19 protein-coding genes are annotated in these 21,199 nt (G+C 62.3%); 8 read left to right on the top strand and 11 right to left on the bottom strand.

Annotation, left to right across the window (positions count from 1 at the left end):
- Positions 1 to 2 precede the first annotated feature (2 nt).
- From NKH38_RS24570 to NKH38_RS24545, 6 genes are all read right to left on the bottom strand, one after another.
- Positions 3 to 4,580, bottom strand: a complete 4,578-nt coding sequence (locus NKH38_RS24570; RefSeq protein ID WP_352763936.1) for a YadA-like family protein — start codon at positions 4,578 to 4,580, stop codon at positions 3 to 5.
- 1 nt (position 4,581) lies between these two features.
- Positions 4,582 to 5,001, bottom strand: a complete 420-nt coding sequence (locus NKH38_RS24565) for a hypothetical protein (RefSeq protein WP_352763939.1) — start codon at positions 4,999 to 5,001, stop codon at positions 4,582 to 4,584.
- 233 nt (positions 5,002 to 5,234) lie between these two features.
- Complete coding sequence (locus tag NKH38_RS24560; RefSeq protein WP_352763941.1) at positions 5,235 to 6,170, bottom strand: helix-turn-helix domain-containing protein; 936 nt, start codon at positions 6,168 to 6,170, stop codon at positions 5,235 to 5,237.
- Positions 6,171 to 6,960: 790 nt separating this feature from the next.
- Positions 6,961 to 7,161, bottom strand: coding sequence for a hypothetical protein (locus tag NKH38_RS24555; protein WP_023684556.1), 201 nt, complete (start codon positions 7,159 to 7,161; stop codon positions 6,961 to 6,963).
- Between the two features lie 289 nt (positions 7,162 to 7,450).
- Entirely contained in the window at positions 7,451 to 8,260 is an 810-nt protein-coding gene (locus NKH38_RS24550; protein ID WP_023692792.1) for a L,D-transpeptidase, read from the bottom strand.
- A 175-nt stretch (positions 8,261 to 8,435) separates the two neighbouring features.
- Entirely contained in the window at positions 8,436 to 9,098 is a 663-nt protein-coding gene (locus NKH38_RS24545; protein ID WP_023673689.1) for a haloacid dehalogenase type II, read from the bottom strand.
- 168 nt (positions 9,099 to 9,266) lie between these two features.
- On the opposite strand from NKH38_RS24545, the gene NKH38_RS24540 reads away from it, so the two are divergent.
- From NKH38_RS24540 to NKH38_RS24525, 4 genes are all read left to right on the top strand, one after another.
- Positions 9,267 to 10,145: a branched-chain amino acid aminotransferase gene (locus NKH38_RS24540; protein ID WP_352763944.1), complete on the top strand. Its 879-nt coding sequence runs from the start codon at positions 9,267 to 9,269 to the stop codon at positions 10,143 to 10,145.
- A 105-nt stretch (positions 10,146 to 10,250) separates the two neighbouring features.
- Entirely contained in the window at positions 10,251 to 10,853 is a 603-nt protein-coding gene (locus NKH38_RS24535; protein WP_023673687.1) for a superoxide dismutase, read from the top strand.
- Positions 10,854 to 11,012: 159 nt separating this feature from the next.
- Positions 11,013 to 11,450: a c-type cytochrome gene (locus tag NKH38_RS24530; protein ID WP_023684552.1), complete on the top strand. Its 438-nt coding sequence runs from the start codon at positions 11,013 to 11,015 to the stop codon at positions 11,448 to 11,450.
- 9 nt (positions 11,451 to 11,459) lie between these two features.
- Positions 11,460 to 12,410, top strand: coding sequence for a cytochrome c (locus NKH38_RS24525; RefSeq protein ID WP_023731016.1), 951 nt, complete (start codon positions 11,460 to 11,462; stop codon positions 12,408 to 12,410).
- Positions 12,411 to 12,416: 6 nt separating this feature from the next.
- Here the strand turns inward: NKH38_RS24525 and NKH38_RS24520 are convergent, their stop codons facing one another.
- The 3 genes from NKH38_RS24520 to NKH38_RS24510 all read right to left on the bottom strand — a co-directional run bounded on the left by NKH38_RS24520 (position 12,417) and on the right by NKH38_RS24510 (position 15,747).
- Complete coding sequence (locus NKH38_RS24520; protein ID WP_023673684.1) at positions 12,417 to 12,806, bottom strand: SET domain-containing protein; 390 nt, start codon at positions 12,804 to 12,806, stop codon at positions 12,417 to 12,419.
- Between the two features lie 146 nt (positions 12,807 to 12,952).
- Positions 12,953 to 13,579: a LysE family translocator gene (locus NKH38_RS24515; RefSeq protein WP_023702202.1), complete on the bottom strand. Its 627-nt coding sequence runs from the start codon at positions 13,577 to 13,579 to the stop codon at positions 12,953 to 12,955.
- A complete protein-coding gene (locus tag NKH38_RS24510) occupies positions 13,576 to 15,747 on the bottom strand; it encodes a S9 family peptidase (RefSeq protein WP_352763947.1) in 2,172 nt (723 codons plus the stop codon). Before NKH38_RS24510 ends, NKH38_RS24515 begins: the two co-directional genes overlap by 4 nt.
- A 114-nt stretch (positions 15,748 to 15,861) precedes the next feature.
- On the opposite strand from NKH38_RS24510, the gene NKH38_RS24505 reads away from it, so the two are divergent.
- Positions 15,862 to 16,236, top strand: coding sequence for an SH3 domain-containing protein (locus NKH38_RS24505; protein ID WP_023702200.1), 375 nt, complete (start codon positions 15,862 to 15,864; stop codon positions 16,234 to 16,236).
- Between the two features lie 412 nt (positions 16,237 to 16,648).
- Positions 16,649 to 17,074 carry a Ros/MucR family transcriptional regulator gene (locus NKH38_RS24500; RefSeq protein ID WP_023673680.1) on the top strand — a complete coding sequence of 142 codons (426 nt, stop codon included), beginning with the start codon at positions 16,649 to 16,651 and terminating at the stop codon, positions 17,072 to 17,074.
- A gap of 126 nt (positions 17,075 to 17,200) precedes the next feature.
- Here NKH38_RS24500 and NKH38_RS24495 read toward each other — a convergent pair whose 3' ends face one another.
- Both NKH38_RS24495 and NKH38_RS24490 read right to left on the bottom strand, forming a co-directional pair.
- The gene (locus NKH38_RS24495; protein ID WP_023673679.1) at positions 17,201 to 17,629 is read right to left on the bottom strand and encodes a SufE family protein; all 429 of its coding nucleotides are present in this window, start codon (positions 17,627 to 17,629) and stop codon (positions 17,201 to 17,203) included.
- A gap of 116 nt (positions 17,630 to 17,745) precedes the next feature.
- On the bottom strand, positions 17,746 to 18,114 hold the full coding sequence (locus tag NKH38_RS24490) for a DUF5330 domain-containing protein (RefSeq protein WP_023684546.1): 369 nt from the start codon (positions 18,112 to 18,114) through the stop codon (positions 17,746 to 17,748).
- 531 nt (positions 18,115 to 18,645) lie between these two features.
- Here NKH38_RS24490 and NKH38_RS24485 point away from each other — a divergent pair.
- On the top strand, positions 18,646 to 20,391 hold the full coding sequence (locus tag NKH38_RS24485) for a sensor histidine kinase (RefSeq protein WP_023709816.1): 1,746 nt from the start codon (positions 18,646 to 18,648) through the stop codon (positions 20,389 to 20,391).
- The gene (locus tag NKH38_RS24480) at positions 20,366 to 21,154 is read left to right on the top strand and encodes a peptidoglycan-binding domain-containing protein (protein ID WP_023670159.1); all 789 of its coding nucleotides are present in this window, start codon (positions 20,366 to 20,368) and stop codon (positions 21,152 to 21,154) included. Before NKH38_RS24485 ends, NKH38_RS24480 begins: the two co-directional genes overlap by 26 nt.
- Positions 21,155 to 21,199: the final 45 nt, after the last annotated feature.

Genomic DNA, 21,199 nt, shown 5'->3' with positions numbered 1-21,199 from the left:
CTCTAGTTCAGCGTAAGACTGACGCCCGCGCCGACACCCCAGTGTCCGCCTGCCGTCGTACCGGACAGGTTCGCTCGAACACGTCCTTCCTCGCTGGTGTAGCCGGCGCCGAAGGCCAGGGCGCCTTCACCGCGCCAATAGCCTCCGCCGGCGGCCACGCTCAGCTTGCCGGGACGATCGTCGTAGCGCAGCGAGCCGGCCGCCAAGCCGATTGCCGCAGCCTGGCGCGCCTCGCCCCTGACCTCTCCCATGTCCATGTTGAGCTGGCTGAGTTTGGAGTCCGCATACGCATTGGCTTGCTGCAGCGTGGTGGCCGCCACCTGGTTGGTGTAGTTCTTCGAATTGTCCAGGTTGAGTGCTAACCCGCTGTTGAACTGCTGAACATTGACCGCATCGGTGTTGGCAACGCCCGCCCCGACATTGTGGATGACGACCGGCGTGTTCGGGTCGCCGCCGGCAAGGGTAATCGAGTTGGACTTGTTGCCGTTCCCGTCCTTGTCGTACTGGACGGCGAACTGGTTGAGGTCGCCGACGCTACCCTGCATGGCTTCGACCGCCTGGTTGGTGGCGAAGAGCTGGCTGCCGTTGATGGCGTCGGTGGAGGTGCCGCTGATCCGGCCCGCCGCGACATTGGTGACGGTGCGCTCGTTGCCGACGGTGCCGACGCTGACCGTGCTCGTCGGAGCTGCTCCGGCGAAAGTATAGGCAACGCCGTTGATCGTGGTGCCGGTGGTGGCGACCGCCGCCGCCGTCGTCGAGCCCGCGCCGAGCGCGACGCTGCCCGGCTCGTTGGCCTTTGCGCCGGCGCCGAGCGCCACCGCCTGCGCTCCGTTGGTGGTCGCGTTGGTGCCGAGGGCGATGCTGTCGGCCTGGTTGACGGTCGAATTCTGGCCGATCGCGATGCCTCCCGGCGCCGTCTGCTGCACGATGGCGCCATTGCCGATGCCGATGCCGTTGTCGCCATTGACGGTGGTGCGCGGACCGACCGCAACCGAATCGACGCCGACCGCGAGCGAGTCCGCGGCCGTCGAATTGGCATGGAAATACAAGCTTCCCGTCACCGCGAACGAGCTCAGCGCGCCCTTCAACTGGCGAAGCGTGACCGCGTCCTGGTCCTGCGTGCCGTCGGCCACGTTGATGATCTGGCGATAGGAGGTGGAGGTGCCGACCGAGACGGCGCCGAGCAGGCTCATGTCCGCGGTGTTGTAGGGAATGAGGCCGGTGCCGGAGAGGATCGATCCCGATACGGGTGCGACCGCCCGATCCGAAACCGAGCCGGCGCCGAGCGCCACGCCGCCGATGACGCTGGCCTGGGTGTCGCGGCCGAGCGCCAGCGCATTGTCGGCGCTCGCGGTCGCCTGGTAGCCCAGGGCGGAAGAGCCGATCCCTTGCGCGAAGGAGTCCGCGACGGCAAGCGTCCTGTCGTTGGTGCGCACATAGCGGATGCCGTCGCCATTGGCGTCGGTGTAGGCCAGCGAGGTGTCGCCGGTAATATTGCTGATCGAATTGCCAAGATTGGTGATGTCAGCAGTATTGGCGGCGATATCGGTGGTGTTCTGCGTCACCTGCTGGTTGGTCGCAAACAGCTGCGAGCCGTTGACCGCATCGGTCGAGGAGTTGCTCAACTGCCCGGCCGCGACGTTCTGGATCTGGCGTTCGGCGCCCACCGAGCCGACCGAGAATGCACCCGCGGGCGTCGCGCCGGCGAAGGTGTAGGCAACGCCGCCGATCGTGGTGCCGCCGACCGCCGTGGTCGCGGTCGACACCGCATTCGCGCCGATCGCCACGTCGCCGGCATTGTTGGCCACAGCATTCGGGCCGATGGCAACGGAATCCGTCCCCAGCGCCTGCGAATCCGCCAGCGTCGAATTGGCGTGGAAATACTTGATGCCGCCGCCCGTGCTGATGCTGTTGATCGTGTTGCCGAGATTGGTGATGTCGGCGGTGTTGGCGGCGATCGCCGTCGTGTTCTGCGTCACCTGCTGGTTGGTGGCGAAGAGCTGCGAGCCGTTGATCGCGTCGGTCGACGAATTGCTGAGCCGCCCCGCCGCGACATTGGTGATGGTCCGCTCCGCGCCGACCGCGCCGACGCTGACGGTGCTCGTCGGCGTCGTGCCGGCGAAGTTGTAGGCGACGCCGCCGATCGTCGTGCCGGCGGTGCCGACCGCCGCGGCGGTTACCGAGCCCGAGCCGAGCGCCACGTCGCCGGCGTTGCTGGCGTTGGCGAGGGCGCCCAGCGCGATTGCATTCTGGGCGCCGGCATTCGCTCCTACGCCGAGAGCGGTCGCTTGAAAGGCGGTTGCAAACGCGTTCTGGCCGATCGCGGTGCTGGACGTGGCTGTGGCATTGGCGTTGGCACCGACGGCGGTGCTGTATTGGCCCGAGGCCTTGGAGATGTATCCCATCGCCGTTGCGTCAAGCGCCGATGCGACGGCGCCGCTGCCGAAGGCCGAGGCGTTGGCGTCGGAGGCGCTCGAATTGGTGCCGGCCGCGATGGCGTTTGTCCCCGTCGCGGTCGCGACTGGTCCGATAGCAACGGAGTCCGTGCCCGTTGCGGACGAGTCCGCCGCCGTCGAATTGGCGTGGAAATACTTGATGCCGCCACCGGTGCTGATGCTGTTGATCGTGTTGCCGAGATTGGTGATGTCGGCGGTGTTGGCGGCGATGGCCGTCGTGTTCTGCGTCACCTGCTGGTTGGTGGCGAAGAGCTGCGAGCCATTGATGGCGTCGGTCGACGAATTGCTGAGCCGGCCCGCCGCGACATTGGTGATGGTCCGCTCCGCGCCGAGCGCGCCGACGCTGACAGTGCTCGTCGGCGTCGTGCCGGCGAAGCTGTAGGCCGTGCCGCCGATCGTCGCGCCGCTGGTGCCGACCGCCGTCGCGGTCACCGAGCCCGAACCGAGCGCTACGTCGCCGGAGCTTGCCGTCGCCGTCGCGCCGTTGCCCAGCGCGACATTGCCGGCAAGGCCGGCTGCACCCGCCGTCGAGCCATTGCCCAGCGCCACGGAGCCTTGCCCGACGGCCTTGTTGTTGTTGCCGATGGCAACCGCGCCTGCGGCCTGGTTTGCGGCTGTGGCGGTTGCCGTGCCGTCGCTGTTGGCGATGTTGTTGGCGCCGCCGGTGAAGGCGCCGGTGCCGCTGGCATAGCTCGGATCGCCGATGGAGACCGCGCCGTTGCCGTAAGCCGTGTTGCCGGCGCCAATGGCGACAGCCTTGCCGCCCGTGGCCGTCGCGGCCGTGCCGATGGCAACCGCGTCGGCGGAATTGGCGACCGCAGCATTACCGATCGCCACGGCGTTGGTGGCACTGGCCTTGGAGCCGATGCCGAGCGCGGTGCTGGCAATCCCGCTAGCGGCGGCGCTGACACCGGCGGCAAGAGAATTGTCTCCCGTCGCATTCGCGCCGGACCCGAATGAGGAGGCGTTCGCGCCGCTGGCGACAGCCGTGTTGCCGATCGCTGTGCTGGCGGAGCCACTCGCAACCGAGGTAGCACCCATCGCCGTGGCGAAAGCGCCCGAAGAGAGCGAATTGGTACCGATCGCGATGCTGTTGGGCACAGCCGTGTTGGCCTGAACGCCCGCCTGCGCGCCCGTGCCGAATGCGATGGACTGGTTGCCCCATGCACTGGCTCCTCTACCCACCGCTGCGGCGTTCGTTCCCGTTGCTTTGGTCAGGACGCCAATGGCAAGGGCGTTTTGCTGATTTGCTGTGACATCCGTGCCAAGGGCGATGGCGCCTTGGGCCAAGGCCCCTGACCCCGCAACGGTGCGCGCGCCGATATTGATAGAGTTGATATCGGACGCGACCGACTGGAAGCCTATCGCGATGGCGTTTTGACTGCCTGCATTGGCGTTGGTACCTTGGGCAAGGGAATCGATTCCGCTCTGGGTTGCTTGATATCCAAGCGCCATACCGCGCAGGCCACTAGCACTGGACTGATAGCCCATGGCGTATGCGTATTGGGCGCTGGCTACCGACCCGTAGCCAGTGGCGAACGCATAATTGTTGCTGGCCGTGGCGCCGACACCGACCGCGGTGGAGTTCGATCCCGAAGCGTGGGAGTTTGTGCCCAGTGCGCTGGCCCCGGCCGCAGTGGCGTCGGACTGAACGCCAATGGCTACCGTATTGATGTTGTTTGAAATCGCGCCGCCGCCGATCGCCACCGCGCCGCCGGTGCCTGTGGCCTGCGCATCCTGGCCGATTGCCACTGCGTATTGCGTTGACCCGACAGATCGGGTCCCGATCGCAACAGCATTGAGCTGAGAGGCCGTCGCGGCCGGGCCGATAGCGACTGAGCCACTGGCCGTCGCGGTGCCGCCGCCGGCGGCATACTGCGCGGACGCCGGGGTGGCGATGCTCCCGAATGCGATTGCACCCAGCGCCGCTGCCGCAATTCTGCCGCTGCCCAGCGTGCCAAGCCCCAGACATTTGCGTCGCATGCCGAGCACGCGGCACGCGTTGCGCAGCACCGCCATCAGGCGGCGCCGCACCGAGCGGCTGTCGGCCGCGCCCGCGATCCAGTTTCCGACAAAGCTTGAAGAAAGTTCGATCCTTCTCCGCCCCTCGACGCGTTTGGTCATGCTAGTTTTTCCTCGCAATTGCCGAGGCGCTCTGATGTGCCGCACCATTCGCCTCGGTGGCCAAAAAATCTTCGAAATTGCGCGTCTTCTCCCGCAACGAGAGACCGACCTTCGCGCCTTGTTTTTCAATCAGCTGATAGGCGCTCGCGACCCATGGCTGCGTCGGTTCTGGAACCGCATGCAGTGCAGCCTCCGTCCGTTCCGGCGGCAGGTTTACCGCCACCAGCGCGCGGCAGAAATCGAAATGAAATCCCGGATCGCCTTCACCACAAGCCGGAGAGGTCAGTCCAAGCACGAAACAGGCCAGGAGATGGTCGAGTTCCGCAGCGCTGATCCGGCTGGCGTATTGGCGTTGCAGTGCAGCCCAGGCCGCTTCGGCCTTAGGCGCGAAGACCTCGATTTCCGCGAATTGAATGTCCATGGGACAATCCGACATGCTGTATCATCTGGTTGCTCCCCCGCCCCAAATGACTTCAATCGCGACCATGAGCACATTCGCGGTGCAGGTATTTTGGAATAATCCGGAATCTTTGTAGGAAAATCCGGTATTTGGTCCCTGCGCGACAACTGTGACTGCTCTGCCACACAACCTTCGACTATACTGAAGATCAATCGAGGTATCGCCGCGGACAATCATGCGCGCCGCAACAGTCGTTAACGTTGCAGCTTCACCTGCCTGGGGGTTCTGTTCCGGTATCTGGACATGGTGACTGTCAAGTGGCTCTGGTCCGAGAATCCACTGAGATGAGCGACTTCCGCAATCGACAGGTCGCTCTCGATGAGAAGTTTTTCGGCGAAATCGAGACGCAGCCGCAGCAGGTATTTGTGCGGCGGCTCGCCAAAGGTCTTGGTGAATGCCAGGATGAAATGGCTCGGCGAAAGGCCACAGAGTGCGGCCAACTCGGCCACCGCGATTTTGCTGGAAAAATTTACCTCCAGGAATTCGCGCACCCGCCGGGCGCTGCGGTTCGACAGACCGCCCTTTGGGGCTTGTGGCAACTTTCGCGCTCCTGCGTAGTTCCGAAGCAAATGGACGCCGAACATGGTGACCATCGAATCGATATAGAACTCGTTTGGAGTTTCCCGATCCGTCAGTTCCGCCTTCAGCAATTGCGCGAGTTGCAGCGCTTGGAAGTCGACGGTCCCGTACGGCGGCGGCTGAAGCTCGGCATGGCCGGTGTCGAATTCACGCGTTGCCAGCTCGAAGAGACTCTCGGGGGTGAGCGCCACGATTACGCTTTCCGTGGTGGATGACCGGGTCACCTTGCCGCCGAGGTCGGCTGGGACGATCATGATCATGCCGACGTCGCCGTCGTATTCGTGGACTTTGTCGCTGCCCAGCGATGCCGCAATCCCTGGTGAGGGTGTAAGCAGAACCGAAGCGAAATGTTCCGCCGCTTTGAATGTGTGTGATCCCGGCCCATGAACGACATGAGCCGCGCCGCCTCGAAACGTGACCAGGTAGCGCCCCGCGCTTTCCGGAATTCCGTCGAAGATGCGACGATCCGCGCGCCGCCGCTCTGTCCCGGCGCTTTCCTGGACGTTGCCTCTATGTTGCATCTTCGTCTCTGCCACTGCTGCGCCGATCAATCCAATCCTGTGCTGTATCGAGGCGCCCAGAATTCACGTTTGCTCCTGGGCGTTCCTTCGAATCCTACAGATGCTGCTTTATATTGCAAAGAAGAATTTGAGCTCAAATGAAAATTTTACCAGGATTTTGACTATAAATTTACAGGTTTGAATTTTTAGCCAAGGCTACCTGACTATTTTCCGATCTTATCTTACCATTTTGCCTAGTTATTGTGCATAGTGTGTATTCCGAATATAGATCGCGCGGCCATTGACAGAGTTGGTCGACTATCTGTCATTGCCACGGACGATCCGGCAGCAGTTATCGCCCGAATCATGGCTTCTTTCCCTTGTGCTTCTTCATGGCGGTGGCCAAATGGCCTTGATCCGAAAATCCCGCGAGGTAGGCGACTTCGGCGATGGCGACCCTCCGGGAGCGATCCAGGGCTGCGGACAGAGCATATCCCGCTCCCCCGCATGGTTGCTCTTCTGGGATTGGCATTTTCGGGGATTATGTCCGAGGGCGTGCCGATCGACCCGATCGGCGCCTGCGCTGCGTTCCTGAACCTCGCCCGCATTTTTCATTCAGCCTTGCCTCAGCCGCTTTGCCAGCCCATCGAAATTCCGTGCCGTGCAAACAGCCAACCCGGAAATCCGGACGGTAATTTGTATCCCCCATAGTCCTGCCCAAAGGCAGCGTAGCGCATCCCGTGGATAGAAAAAACATTGTAAGTGAAGAAAAAAGTTCGCGCGAGAAAAACATGGCCTGGCTTGGCCGGCGCTACGGAATTATCCGGCTCACGCAGGCCTGCTAAAGATCGCCTCGGCGTTTCTCGTACAGATCCCAGGACAGCTCGACCATTGCCAGAAGAACGTCTTCCTGGCTCCACCCGGCGGCAACCGCCGCCTCGACAATTCCGCGGACGAGCGGCAGCAATTGGCGCTCGCATTCGGCCGACAGGTTGGCCTCGGCGCCGTCGGCAGGCGGACTATCGAAATCAAATCCCACCATCGGCGTTCCCCCGCCATCAATGATCTAATGAAATGTATGTCTCTGCAATCATACTCCCGTCTAATATACATCAATCGGTAACGAAACACAGCAGCGTCGAGATTGACAGGGCATGGCCGCCCCGATTGCAGCGGCTCCATGGTTCGTCTGGACGTCTTTTTTGGCCTCCTGTTGCCGGCATTGCACATCTTGGATGCGAACCCCAGGCATTCGCGTAAAGCTATCGGGATCCTGGCGAGCTTTGCCGCATGGAGCGGAACCTGCCGCTTCATGGCATCGATGAAGTCGATCAGGTCACCGGGCCGAGCAGGACCGAGCCATCCGGCACCCCGCCATCGATCGGGATGGCTCTGCGGTTTGCGCTCGCCGCCATCGGCTGGCCGATGTCGGACGTCACGATGACCGGGCTCTTCGACGGCACGCGGTCGTAGAGGTCGATGATGTCCTGATTTATCAGGCGCACGCAGCCTGACGAGACGGATTTGCCGATCGAGTTCCATTCCGGCGAGCCATGCAGGCGGTAGAGCGTGTCGACGTTGTCGTGGAACAGGTAGAGCGCGCGGGCGCCGAGCGGGTTCTTGAGGCCGCCGGGCATGCCGCCGTTCTTGGCGCTGTATTCTTCCAGTTCAGGCTGGCGGGCAACCATCTCATCGGGCGGCGTCCATTTCGGCCATTTCTGCTTCCACTGGACGACAGCGTCTCCCGACCATTCGAAGCCGGCGCGGCCGAGGCCGACGCCGTAACGGATCGCCTGGCCGCCTTCGCGCACCAGATAGAGGAAATGGTTGGTCGTATCGACGATGATGGTGCCTGGCCGCTGGCCGGTCGGATCGGGAACGATCTGGCGCAGGAACTGCGGGTCCATCTTCTTGATCGGGATGGCCGGGAGCTCGAACCCGCTGTCGGAAATCGGGCCGTACATCGTCGCATAGTCGCCGAGCGGCGGCTCGTCATAGGTCGGCGGTGGCGGTTCGACCGGCGCCGGCGCCGGTCCGGTGGTGGTGCAGGCGGAGACCGCAATCGAAGCGGCGCCAAGGGCTGCAGCATTCAGAAAGCCGCGACGGCTCAGGCGATAGGGGTCGATTTCGGTCTTCAACATGGTTGCCTTTTTTGAGTCTCGAATCGCAAGAAAGCGTGAATGCCTTCAAGCGGCGCAGTGGTCGGCCTCCCCCAATGCCTGACGCGATAGGCGGTTCCGATTCTGGCCTGAGGGTGGACAAACAAAGGCGAAGCTGTGACCGCCCTGCCACTGTTGCTCGAAGGCAACAGAGTGATCAGCCGCCGGTCAGCAGGCCTTCAAGCGACGGCAGGATCAGCGCCGGCGGGAAATCCCGGTATTCCTCGGGCTGGTTGGCGCGGTTGATCCATACGGTGCGAAAGCCGAATTTGGTGGCGCCGGCGACGTCCCAGCGGTTGGACGACTGGAACGAGACGGCGCCCGGATAGAGTCGCCAGCCCGTCGCCACCATGTCGTAGGTCGACGGGTCGGTCTTGAAGCGCCTGACGGCGTCAACCGAAAAGATATCGTCCAGCACCTGGTCGAGGGCGGCCGACTTGACCGCCGCTTCCAGCATCTCGGGCGAGCCGTTGGACAGGATTGCGAGCTTGGCGCCGGATGCTTTCAGCGCCTTGAGCACGGCCGGCACTTCCGGATAGCAGTCGAGCCGCCAATAGGCTTCGAGCAGCTTGGCCTTCAGTCCCTTGTCGGCGGAGGGAACCTTGAGCAGGGCGAAATCGAGCGCCTGTTCGGTGAGCTGCCAGAAATCGGCATAGCCGCCCATCAGCGTGCGCACCCAGGAATATTCCAGCTGCTTGGCGCGCCAGATTTCCGAAAGCAGCGGGCCGTCGGGGCCGATCTCGCCGTCATGACGGCGCACGGCTGCGTGCACGTCGAACAACGTGCCATAGGCGTCGAAAACGTAAGCCGCGTAATGCATGGCGACAGTTTTGAGGGCAGGCGGCGCAAGGTGCAAGCATCGATTACAGTCTTGATCGCTTTCTTGGGGCGCTCTGGCCTCAACAAATCCGCTCCATGCCGGTTGACGGCGCCGGTCAAAGCATCTTCCAATGCCTGGCAACAAACAGCTTTGAAGCGGAACCGAACAATGACACTGGCGACTGCGGCGCTATCGGCGACATGGACCTTCGTCGACGGCGACTGGTACGAAGGCAACGTCGCCATCCTTGGTCCGCGCAGCCACGCCATGTGGCTCGGCACCAGCGTCTTCGACGGCGCCCGCTGGTTCGAAGGCGTCGCCCCCGATCTCGAGCTGCATGCCGCTAGGGTGAACGCATCGGCGACCGCGCTCGGCCTCGCGCCGTCGATGAACGTCGACCAGATCGTCGGCCTGACCTGGGACGGGCTGAAGAAGTTCGACGGCAAGACAGCGGTCTACATCAGGCCGATGTACTGGGCCGAGCATGGCGGCTATATGGGCGTGCCGGCCGATCCGGCCTCGACCCGTTTCTGCCTCTGCCTTTACGAATCGCCGATGATCTCGCCGACCGGCTTTTCGATCACCGTGTCGCCGTTCCGGCGGCCGACCATCGAGACCATGCCGACCAATGCCAAGGCCGGCTGCCTCTATCCCAACAATGGCCGCGCCATTCTCGAAGCCAAGGGACGCGGCTTCGACAATGCGCTGGTGCTGGACATGCTGGGCAATGTCGCCGAGACCGGAACCTCGAACATCTTCCTGGTCAAGGACAGCCACGTGTTGACGCCGGCGCCCAACGGCACCTTCCTGTCCGGCATCACCCGCTCGCGCACCATGACGCTGCTTGGCGATTACGGCTTCAAGACCACGGAGAAGATGCTGTCGGTGCGCGACTTTCTCGAAGCCGACGAGATATTTTCGACCGGAAATCATTCCAAGGTCGTGCCGATCACCAGCATCGAGGACCGCGATCTGCAGCCCGGGCCGGTGGCCAAGAAAGCGCGCGACCTTTATTGGGAATGGGCGCATTCGACTTCCGCCGGTTGAGCCGCTAAAAGGCAATTGGCGCTTCATTCCGGAGTTGTTCCAGATCAATGCAGCCCTATCTTAATCCGGTATCCGCACCGGATTTTTCCATGAGGAGTATGACCGATGGCTTTTGAATTGCCCGCCTTGCCCTACGACTACGAGGCCTTGCAGCCTTACATGTCGAAGGAGACGCTGGAGTATCACCACGACAAGCACCACAAGGCTTATGTCGACAACGGCAACAAGCTGGCCGCCGAAGCGGGCCTTGGCGATCTGTCGGTCGAAGAGGTGGTCAAACAGTCGTTCGGCAAGAATGCCGGCCTCTTCAACAACGCAGCCCAGCACTACAACCACATCCATTTCTGGAAGTGGATGAAGAAGGGCGGCGGCGGCAACAAGCTTCCGGGCGCCCTGCAGAAGGCTTTCGACGCGGATCTCGGCGGGTACGACAAGTTCAAGGCCGACTTCATCGCCGCTGGCACCACGCAGTTCGGCTCGGGCTGGGCCTGGGTCTCGGTGAAGGACGGCAAGCTGGCAATATCCAAGACGCCGAACGGCGAGAACCCGCTCGTCCATGGCGCATCGCCGATCCTCGGCGTCGATGTCTGGGAACATTCCTATTACATCGACTACCGCAACGCGCGGCCGAAATATCTCGAGGCCTTCGTCGACAGCCTCATCAACTGGGACCATGTCCTTGAAATGTACGAAGAGGCGAAAGCCTGATCGACCCAGAGAAGCCCCGGTACTCCGGGGCTTTTCTTTCTCAGCTGAAGCAGCAGGCACACAAAATTCGGCAGAATCCGGCCGGCGGACAGGGAATAATCCCGGCCCGCCCTCCGTTAACGTTAGGTCGCGACCCCTCATCATCCTGGAGCCAATTGAATGAGAAAGCTTGTTATCGCCATCTCTATGCTCAGCCTCGCCGCCTCGGCGGCTTTTGCCGACCCGATCCTCGACCGACAGGGACTGATGAAGGAACGAGGCAAGATCGTCGGCGGCCTGTCAAAAATCGCCAAGGGCGAGGCAGACTTCGATGCCGCCGCCGTGCTGACGGCGCTGCAGGCGCTGCAAGTCAATGCCGAGAAGTTCGATGTCGACACGCTGTTCCCGGCCGGCAGCGACAGCGGTGATACCACCGCCTCGCCCAAAATCTGGAAAGACATGGCGGGCTTCAAATCGACCGAAGACAAGTACCTCGCCGACGTCAAGGCCGCAGTCGCCGCCGCACCCGCCGATGTCGATGCGCTGAAGGCGCAGATCGATACGCTCGGCAGTGATTGCGGCACCTGCCACAAGACCTATCGGGTGAAGAAGAGCTGATCCCGGGCAATGCCCTTGTGGAAAAAATTTGTCGGCGTCGCCCTTGTCCTGGGCGTCGTCGGTGCGGGCGCCGGCTGGCTGTTGTCGGCGCCGGTCAAGCTCGACACTGGCACCCTGGCGCAGCTCGGCCCCGGCGACGCCGCCAGGGGCAAGCGCATTTTCAATGCCGGCGGCTGCACCTCCTGTCACGCCAAGCCGGGCTCGCAAGGCGACGCCCGTTTGCAACTGGTCGGCGGCCTCGAGCTCAAGACGCCGTTCGGCACCTTCGTGCCGCCCAACATCTCGCAGGATCCCAAGGACGGCATCGGCGCCTGGACGGTCGAGGACCTTGCCAACGCCATGCTGAAGGGCGTGTCGCCGTCGGGCGAGCATTTCTATCCGGCCTTTCCCTACGCGTCCTACGCCCGCATGAAGCCGGCTGATATTGCCGATCTCTATGCGTTCCTGAAGACGCTGCCGGCGGTCGCCGGCAAGGCGCCCGACAATTCCCTGACTTTCCCCTTCAACATCCGCCGCGGCCTCGGCCTGTGGAAGCGGCTCCATCTCAGCAAAGAGCCGGTGATTGCCTTTGCCGATGGCACGCCTGATCTGGTACTCGCCGGCCGCTATCTGGTCGAGGGGCCCGGCCATTGCGGCGAATGCCACACGCCGCGCGATGTCACCGGCGGCACCAGGAAGAGCCAGTGGTTGGCTGGCGCGGCGGCCGCCGAAGGCAGCGGCATCGTGCCGAACATCACATCGGGCGAAGGCGGGCTCGGTGACTGGTCGGAAGCCGACATCGCCAACTATCTCGAAACCGGTTTTACCCCTGATTTCGATTCGGTCGGCGGCGCCATGGTCGACGTGCAGCGCAACATGGCCGAACTGCCGCCGGAAGATCGCGCGGCAATAGCCGCCTATCTCAAGGCGGTGCCGCCGCATCCCAACGGCTACCCGGTGCGCAGCAAGCCGGCCAAGTGATCCCGGCTACAGGTGGCGATCGCCGAGGAAGTCGAAGCCCGTCTCGAAGAAATGGCTGTAATTGCAGGTCAGTTCCTCGCCGGGTGCGATGTCGCGCAAGGCATAGGTTTCCTCGGGCGAGGAGACATCGCAATTCGGTTCGTCGTCATGGTTCATGTAGCGGGCGTCGTCGGCTTCGAAGACGATGTAGTTCGGATCCCGGCGGTCTGGATAGGAATAACGGTCGAGATAGTTCTTCACCGGGCCGCTCTCGCCTTCATAGGTCTCGACGTCGATGATCCGGTCGAATCTGGGGTCGAGCTTCCAGACCAGCGTGCCCTTGGCAATGTGGTTCCTGGCGAAAACCCCGATGCCCTGGATCGGTGATTTCTCGAGATAGGTGTCGACGAGCAACATAGTGGCCCCTTTGCGTATGTCATGGTCTGGAAGGTGGCGCGCATTGGGTAGCGCGCAGCCATTGCAAATGCGAGTGAAAATGAGCAGCCTGGAATTCAAAAAGTGACGACCGGCGCGCCTCGACGGGCGCGCCTTTCGCATCGACATCAGCGCTGCTGCAAGGCCAGACGGACGCCTAACGCGCAGTAGATGCCGCCAACCACCTTGCCTTGCCATTTCACCACCGACGGATTGCGGCGCAGGAACGTGCCCAGCCGGCCCGCACTCACGGCAAAGACGACTGTGCTGAAAAGGCCGAGCAGAACAAAGATTATTCCCAGCGTCATCAGCTGGAGCATCACCGATCCGTTTTCAGGCCGCACGAACTGGGGCAGGAAGGCGAGGAAGAAAAGCGCCGTCTTTGGGTTAAGCACTTCGGTCAGGACAGCTTGACGAAACGCCTTGCTGGCGGAGATCGCGAGTGCGCCGGCAGTAGGGTCGGCCGGTATTCTCTCGATGATTGCGCGGATGCCGAGGTAAACGAGATACGCCGCGCCGATATATTTTACGACGCTGAACAGCGTTGCCGAAGTGGCGATGATCGCCGAAATGCCGACCATCGCCATGATGGTATGGAACACATCGCCAGCCGCGACGCCCGCGCCCGTCGCGACGCCAACCCTGGTTCCGGAACTCGTCGCTCGCGTGACCGTCAAAAGCGTGGCTGGGCCTGGAATAAACACAAAGCCAAGCACAACCGCTATGTAAGCCGTCAAGGTGGATAGATCGATCATTGCGACGCCTCCGTTGCATTCTCAGCCTTGCCCGTCACCCCAGGTTCGGGCTTGCCCGTAACCTCGGGTTCGGCCTTGCCAGTCACCTTGAGCGCAAAGGAATAGGTGTAGGCGATCTCCTCCAGCCTGGAGAACCGGCCCGACGCGCCGGCATGGCCGGAATCCATGTTGATCTTGAACAGCACCGGATTGTCGCCGCTCTTGCGCTCGCGCAGCCGCGCCACCCATTTGGCCGGCTCCCAATAGGTGACGCGCGGATCGGTGAGGCCGGCCAGCGCCAGTATCGGCGGGTAGTCGTGATCGGCGACATTGTCATAGGGTGAGTAGGCGGCGATCGTTTGGTAATCTTCCGCCGACGCGATCGGGTTGCCCCATTCCGGCCACTCCGGCGGCGTCAGCGGCAAGCTTGCGTCGAGCATCGTGGTCAGCACGTCGACAAAGGGGACCTCGGCAACGATGGCGCCGAAATTTTGCGGCGCCATGTTGGCGATCGCACCCATCAGCATGCCGCCGGCCGAGCCGCCTTGCGCGACGATGCGGTCGTGTTGGGTGTAACGCTCGGCGACGAGATGCTGCGCGACGGCGATGAAATCGGTGAACGTGTTCATCTTGTGCGCCCGCTTGCCGTCGTCATACCAGCCATAGCCCTTGTCCTTGCCGCCGCGGACATGGGCGATGGCAAAGACAAAGCCACGGTCGACCAGCGAGAACCAGTTGGTGTTGAACGCCGCCGGGATGGCAATGCCGTAAGAGCCGTAGCCGTAAAGCAGGCACGGTGCGGAGCCATCGAGCGGCGTGTCGCGGTGGTGCAGCAGCGAGACCGGCACCAGTTCGCCATCGGCGGCCGGCGCCATCAGCCGGCGCGTGACATAATGATCCGGATTGTGACCGGACGGCACTTCCTGGGTCTTCAGCAGCACACGCTCGCGGCTGCGCATATTGTAGTCGAAGACCTGCGCCGGGGTCGTCATCGACGAATAGGTGAAGCGCATGATCTCGGTGTCGTATTCATAGGACCCCGACAGGCCGAGCGAGAACGCCTCTTCGTCGAACGAGATCAGATGCTCCTCGCCGCTGCGGCGATCGCGCACGACGATGCGCGGCAGCCCTTCCTTGCGTTCGAGCCTGACCATATGATCCCTGAAGCCGACCACCGACAGGATCAGCCGGCCTGGCTCGTGCGCCACCAGCTCTTCCCAATTGGCGCGAACCGGGTCATTAGCCGGCGCCGTCATGATCTTGAAGTCCTTGGCGCCGTCGGCATTGGTGAGGACGAAGAAGATGTCGCCGCCTTCTTCCAGATCATATTGCAGGCCAGTCTCGCGCTTTGCCACCAGCTTTGGCTCGGCGAAAGGCTCATCGGCGCGCATCAGGTGATATTCCGAGGTTTCGTGATCGTTGATCCCGATCATGATCCATTCGTTGGAGCGCGTGCCGCCGACATCCATGAAGAAGCCGGGATCGGTTTCCTCATAGATCAGCCGGTCATTAAGGGGGCTGCCGCCGAGCGCGTGGAACAGCACCTTGGACGGGCGATGATTGTCGTCGAGCCTTGTGTAGAAGAAGCCGTCATCGGCGGCATTCCAGACGCCGCCACCACTGGTGGCCTCGATCTGGTCGCTCAGTTCCTTGCCGCTGGTGAGATCGCGCACGCGAAGTGTGAAGAATTCAGAGCCCTTGTCGTCGAACGCCCACAACAGCTTGCGGTGATCGGCCGAATGGTCGACGCCGCCGAGGCGGAAATAGGGCTTGCCCTCGGCTTCCGCGTCGCCATCGAGCAGGATCTGCTCATCGCCGCCATCGCGCGGCATGCGGAAATAGCGGGGCTGTTCGCCGCCAAGCTTGAAGGATGAGCCGTAAGCATAGGGGCCATCCTTCATCGGCACCGTCGAATCATCTTCCTTGATGCGCCCCTTCATCTCGCCGAACAGCTGCTTCCGAAGCTCTAGCGTATCGGCCATAAGCACTGCTTGATAGGCGTTTTCGGCTTCGAGATGGGCGCGGATGCGGCCCTCAAGCAGGGAAGGGTCCCTGAACATCGCCTGCCAGTTCTCGGCCCTCAGCCAGGCATAATCATCTGTGCGGGTAATGCCGTGATGCGTGTCGAAGACGGGGTGTTTCTCGGGGATCGGCGGGCTGGCGGACGGAAAAGCTGAGGTCTTGGTCATTGCGTCTCACTGAAGAAATTACTTGAATGGCAAATGAACACGCCGATCAGCGCGGGTTCAAGGGCCGGGATGTATTGGTTGCGGCGGGCTCGGGAGATGAGCCAAAAGGAGAGGATGATGAATTTCCATATCAACACCGCTGCGGCTCTCGCCGTCGTCGCTTCGACCGTTCTGGCTTTCACCGGCCAGTCTCATGCAACCGCGTTCGCCGCTTGGCAAGTGGCTGGCGTGCCGTTCGGCGACACGCTCAACGTTCGCAAATATCCGTCCGGCACCTCGCAGAAGCAGGCCGCCTATCCCAACGGGACGATCCTGCAGATGACCGGCAAGTGCACCGGCGGCTTGAATCTTCTGGAGATCGCCGGCCAGCCGCACTGGAAACAGAAACAGGCAATTCGCTATCAATGGTGTCAAGTTTGGCACGACCCGGCGCAAAATGGTGGTTTTGTTAGTGGCTGGGTCTATGGAAAATACCTCACGCCGTATTGAATCCGGTCAGACCGAAGATCTTCTTCGGCGGGTTTCGCCAACGCTTTGCAACTTGCGGTTTGGTACGAATCCGACAATCAGCTGCCCAAACCTTGAAGCATAGATCAAGCATCGCTGCCCACTTTATGAGTCCCTGCTGATTTAGCGATGGCGTGACCTTACGTCATGCTAGTCCTGGTCCGACCAGAAAATATCGCGAAGTTACAGAGTGCACGAAAGATTGAAGCTGAAGAGCGACTATTCGATGAATATCGTTGAATATAGCGCAAGATGCGAATTGACTTACTTTGTCTGTGGGCTCATTAAGATGCCCGGACGCGAATCCATGAAGCTCTTCCCGCGTGAAATTCGCGCCATGCCCGATCTTCCAAAAAGGGCGCAAACAGAAACATCCTTCGTTGGGGCCTAAACCATGGATATCGTCGAAACACCTTCCAGAAATAGCGATGCGCTGATCGAGCTGACCGCCGATGTGGTGGCAGCCTATGTCAGCAACAATCCCGTGCCGGTCGGCGAATTGCCGAACCTTATCGCTGATGTCCATGCCGCTCTCGGGCGCGTGGGCGGAGCAAGCGAACAGCCTCCGGCCGACAAGCAGAAGCCTGCGGTAAACCCGAAGCGCTCTGTTCATGACGATTACATCGTCTGCCTTGAAGATGGCAAGAAGTTCAAGTCGCTGAAGCGCCACCTGATGACCCATTACGGTCTGACGCCCGATGAATACCGCGAGAAGTGGAATCTCGACGCCAGCTATCCGATGGTTGCCCCTAACTATGCCGCTGCCCGTTCGCAGCTGGCCAAGAAGATGGGCCTCGGCCGCAAGCGCAAGGGGCGGTAACACCGGCTCCAATGGACAAGATCAACGGCGCCCCTTACGGCGCCGTTTTTGTTTCTAGAACAATTCCAGGAAAACTGCCGAGCGCTTTCCCTTGGAATTGCGTCGAAAGAAGAGAAGATAGAGCAATCAAGCAGTCTGCTTGAGAGCCATCTCGGCGTCCCGCTTGACGCGCTTGACCATCGAGCGCAGGCCATTGGCCCGCTGCGGCGACAGATGTTCGTCGAGGCCAAGCGACCTCAGCGTCGCCTCTGCGTCCGTTTCAAGGATCTGGCTGGCAGTCCGTCCCGAAAACAGCGCCAGCATGATGGCGACCAGACCGCGCACGATATGAGCGTCTGAATCGCCTGTGAAGGTGATGACCGGATCGGCGCCCGGCGCTCGGCTCGTGGTCAGCCAGACCTGGCTGACGCAGCCCGGCACCTTGTTGGCGGCGTTGCGTTCGGCGTCGGGAAATGGCGGCAGCGCTTCGCCGAGCTCGATCACATAGCGATAGCGGTCTTCCCACTCGTCGAGCAGGGAGAAGTCGTCGCGGATCGTCTGGATCGTCGTGGCCATTGCTCGCGATATAGTCATCCGCGGCTGCGGCGTCACGGAAAAAGAAGAAAAGCACCGCAGGCATCGAGAGGTCCGACCGGCCTGCGGTGTCGCTGTAGATACAGCTGAAACGGTGTTTAGTTCTTCGCCACCAGCTTGGCAGGTATGTTGACTGTCGCCGGCAGCACGATGTCCTTGGCGACGCTGCCGGTGGCCAGCGATGTATCGGGCGAGGTCTCGGCGCTCTTGTCGTCCAGCATGGCGGCGGCGATCTTGGCGGTTTCCTTGGCCCGGGCGCTGATCGTATGCATCGCCGACTTGCCGGTTTCGCAGACGTCCGGCTTGCGCTCGCAAATGCCCGCGATGTCGCCGACCGCTTCGCGCGCCGCAAAAAGCGCCTGGAACGGCCCGACGCTCTCGCGGCCATCCTCGTCGGGGCCGACGGTCAGCGGCAGCGCCAGCAACACCAGCGAAAACCAGAACGCCATTCTTATCAAAAAGCCCATCGATCTGCCCTCTCGTCCAATGACCGGATCATGCGTCCATGCGCAATGACCTCTTTATATCAGCGACAATGGCACATGAGGCGCAAAGGACGGCTTTCTTGCTCAGCGAAAATTTTCCTCAAATTTTAGGCAAATTCGAAGCGAGGCGTTTTGCAGTGCATTAGCCTCAAATGCCGGCAATTTTCTTAACCTTGCAGTAACCATCTAAGCGATTGTTGCGCATGGATATCTTCAGAAGAGCAGGCATGCCGGCTCAGGGTTTCGCAGCCACGGGCACGCCCTTTGCACATAACGCTCCGTTTACTATGGCCACAAATGGCGGTGCATTCCGGTGCCGGCGCTCCAATTTTTGCCGCAGCGCGCTCGTTGTTCCGGTCAGCCTTATTCATTCCTTAAACGCTGGATGCGAGTTTCAAACAAGCAAAAGCGACCTGCAAAGCAGGGCAGTCACGACCGGGTGCGAGTGCGTTGAGTTTGACAACTGCCAGATATATTGAACTGCCTGGCGCGCTGGCGGCCGGTTGCGAACGCATGGTCCATCCGGCCATCATCGGCCAGGGCGATCGCCTGCGCCAGCGCCGGTTCATCGGCATCATGCTTGCCGCTCCGTTCTTCGCCGCCGGTGCGGCGGTGACACTGGTCACCTCGGGCATGGGCGCCGCCGTCACCGTCGCAGCCATTTTCGCCGCCTTCGGTCTTTGCTGGTTCGCCGCCTTGCTGGTGGCGGCGTCAGGCAAGATGGCGCTGGCAGCCCAGGTTGCCCTTGCCGCCGGCGGTCTTGCGCTTGCCGGCGCCGTCGCGGCAGCAGGCGGCCTGGCGTCGCCGGTTGCGCTGCTGGCCCTGGCACTGCCATTCGAGGCCTGGTGGATCGGCGGTTCAAAGCGCGCGGCACTTTGGGGCGGCCTCTCGGCCTTGGCCGCAATGCTGCTGCAGCCCTTTGTCGCCTCTGTCGTCCCGCTCGGCGGGGCGCAAGTCGCGGCGTGGCACTGGCTGCTGCCGCTCGCCTGGGGCCTGACGCTGGTTCCCCGGCTCGCAGCCCTAGGCGATGCCGCACGCGCGCAGCCCGCGCTGCTTCCAAACGACCGCCTTGAAGACATGATCGACGCCGTTGTCCTGCATGTCGCCCGGCATGGCGAGGTCCTGGATGCCTCGGCCAAGGCGCGCACCATCCTGAAGCTGCCGCCGGAACTGCTTTTCGGCGCCGGGCTGTTCGACCGCATCCACCTGTCCGATCGCGTCGCTTATCTCAGCGCGCTTGCCGACATGCGCGATGGCGCCCTGGCGCGCCGGCTCGATCTTCGGGTAAGGCTGCCGCAGGACGGCAGCGCCTCGACGGCCGACAATTACCGGCCATTTCAGCTCGAACTGATGCGCGCCGAAGAGCAGCAGGAGACCTTCACTCTGCTGCTGCGCGAGAACGACGAAACTGCCGAATTGCGCGACGAGCTTGCTGCCGCCAATGAGGCCGCAGCGTCGGCCGAGGTGGCAAAGGGCCGCTTCCTGGCGGTCGTCAGCCATGAGCTTCGGACGCCGCTCAACGCCATCATCGGTTTTTCCGACATGCTGCTGCATGAGATGTTCGGCGGCTTCAAGGACCCGCGCCAGAAGGAGTATGTCAGCCTGGTGAAGGAGTCGGGCCAGCATCTGCTTGCCGTCGTCACCTCCATCCTTGATGTCTCGAGGATCGAGGCCGGCGCCTACGCGACCGAGCCCGAACCGTTCCGATTCATCGAAGCGGTCGAGATGTGCCAGTCGATGATGCAGCTGCAGGCGAATGCCAAGAACATCGATCTCCAGGCGCAGATTGCGCCGGACGCCGGGGAGATCAATGCCGACCGTCGTGCCGTGCAGCAGATCCTGATCAACCTCGTCTCCAATGCGGTCAAGTTCACGCCCGATGGCGGCAATGTCGTCGTCGGCGCCAAGCGGATCGGCTCGCGGCTGCATTTCTGGGTCAGGGACACCGGCATCGGCATCGCCGAGGAAGATTTTGTCAATCTCGGCAAGCCGTTCATGCAGATCCAGAACGACTATACGCGCCGCTTCGAGGGCACCGGGCTCGGCCTGTCGCTGGTCAAGGGCCTGGTGGCGCTGCACGACGGCACGATGTCGATCGAAAGCATGCCGGGCGAGGGGACGACGGTCACGATCAGCCTGCCGGTGAACGGGCCGAAGAGGAGCGCGACCGACAGGAACGGGGTGCTGCCGATGCCCGCGACCAGGACGAAAGGCGACGCGAAAGGGGACAGGAATGGCTCGCTCCGCAAAACAGCCTAAGGCGGTCAAGCGCCGCAGCGGCGCGTTCGAGGCCGGCGCGATTGCGCTGGGCGGCGCGATCTCGCGCAATCCGGTCCTGGTCGGCGGCTCGACCGCCTTCCTGGTGACGCTGTTCTACGTTTCCGCCAACGCGCTGTGGTACCAGCCGTTTCCGCATGCCGGCGCCTTCTTCGCCACCCGCAGCATCGAGGGTTTTCCGCACCCCGGCGCGGACGAACCCGAAACCACCATCAACATCCTGCGGCCCGGCCCGGCTCCGGTCAAAAGCGATCCGACCGTCGAGCAGGTCCAGGGCATCCTGAAGGATCTCGATTTCTACACGGGAACGGTCGACGGCATTTCCGGGCCGAATACCCAAAAGGCGATCCAGGCATACCAGCAGAAAGTTGGCCTGCCGGCCTCCGGTGAGATCGACGCCGTCCTGCTCGACCAGCTCGGCGCCAAGCAGACAACAGCTGGCATCCCGCATCCTGTGCCGAGGCCCGTGGATATGGCCGCCGCTCGAGTTGCCGCGCCCGAGGCCGCGCCTGCGCCCATCCCGGTTTCCGCGCCGGTATCCGCCCAGGCGCCCGATGCCCGCATCGTCAAGATCCAGGCCGGCCTGAAGGCATTCGGCAATGACGACATGCAGCTCGACGGCGTCGTCGGCGCCCGCACCAAGGCGGCGATCAAGGAATTCCAGTCGCTATTCGGCCTGCCGGAAACGGGCGAGCCCGACGAGGTCGTCTACGTCAAGATGCGCGAGATCGGCCTGACCAATTGAGTGGTCAAGACGACCGCTCGCGGATAGACGAAAATCCGGCTAAGA

Origin of the sequence: Mesorhizobium sp. M1078 (genome assembly GCF_040318615.1) — a bacterium.
Taxonomy (GTDB): Bacteria; Pseudomonadota; Alphaproteobacteria; order Rhizobiales; family Rhizobiaceae; genus Mesorhizobium.
This window is presented reverse-complemented; position numbering and strand designations above follow the sequence as displayed.

Bases quoted from the DNA above. Each gene is read 5' to 3' on its own strand.
- NKH38_RS24530 (WP_023684552.1), top strand. From the start codon at position 11,013: ATGAGAAAGCTTGTTATCGCCATCTCTATGCTCAGCCTCGCCGCCTCG.
- NKH38_RS24490 (WP_023684546.1), bottom strand. From the start codon at position 18,114: ATGGGCTTTTTGATAAGAATGGCGTTCTGGTTTTCGCTGGTGTTGCTG.
- NKH38_RS24540 (WP_352763944.1), top strand. From the start codon at position 9,267: ATGACACTGGCGACTGCGGCGCTATCGGCGACATGGACCTTCGTCGAC.
- NKH38_RS24555 (WP_023684556.1), bottom strand. From the start codon at position 7,161: ATGGTGGGATTTGATTTCGATAGTCCGCCTGCCGACGGCGCCGAGGCC.
- NKH38_RS24565 (WP_352763939.1), bottom strand. From the start codon at position 5,001: ATGGACATTCAATTCGCGGAAATCGAGGTCTTCGCGCCTAAGGCCGAA.
- NKH38_RS24505 (WP_023702200.1), top strand. From the start codon at position 15,862: ATGATGAATTTCCATATCAACACCGCTGCGGCTCTCGCCGTCGTCGCT.
- NKH38_RS24485 (WP_023709816.1), top strand. From the start codon at position 18,646: ATGGTCCATCCGGCCATCATCGGCCAGGGCGATCGCCTGCGCCAGCGC.
- NKH38_RS24480 (WP_023670159.1), top strand. From the start codon at position 20,366: ATGGCTCGCTCCGCAAAACAGCCTAAGGCGGTCAAGCGCCGCAGCGGC.
- NKH38_RS24495 (WP_023673679.1), bottom strand. From the start codon at position 17,629: ATGGCCACGACGATCCAGACGATCCGCGACGACTTCTCCCTGCTCGAC.
- NKH38_RS24550 (WP_023692792.1), bottom strand. From the start codon at position 8,260: ATGTTGAAGACCGAAATCGACCCCTATCGCCTGAGCCGTCGCGGCTTT.
- NKH38_RS24535 (WP_023673687.1), top strand. From the start codon at position 10,251: ATGGCTTTTGAATTGCCCGCCTTGCCCTACGACTACGAGGCCTTGCAG.
- NKH38_RS24510 (WP_352763947.1), bottom strand. From the start codon at position 15,747: ATGACCAAGACCTCAGCTTTTCCGTCCGCCAGCCCGCCGATCCCCGAG.
- NKH38_RS24500 (WP_023673680.1), top strand. From the start codon at position 16,649: ATGGATATCGTCGAAACACCTTCCAGAAATAGCGATGCGCTGATCGAG.
- NKH38_RS24570 (WP_352763936.1), bottom strand. From the start codon at position 4,580: ATGACCAAACGCGTCGAGGGGCGGAGAAGGATCGAACTTTCTTCAAGC.
- NKH38_RS24520 (WP_023673684.1), bottom strand. From the start codon at position 12,806: ATGTTGCTCGTCGACACCTATCTCGAGAAATCACCGATCCAGGGCATC.
- NKH38_RS24545 (WP_023673689.1), bottom strand. From the start codon at position 9,098: ATGCATTACGCGGCTTACGTTTTCGACGCCTATGGCACGTTGTTCGAC.
- NKH38_RS24525 (WP_023731016.1), top strand. From the start codon at position 11,460: ATGCCCTTGTGGAAAAAATTTGTCGGCGTCGCCCTTGTCCTGGGCGTC.
- NKH38_RS24515 (WP_023702202.1), bottom strand. From the start codon at position 13,579: ATGATCGATCTATCCACCTTGACGGCTTACATAGCGGTTGTGCTTGGC.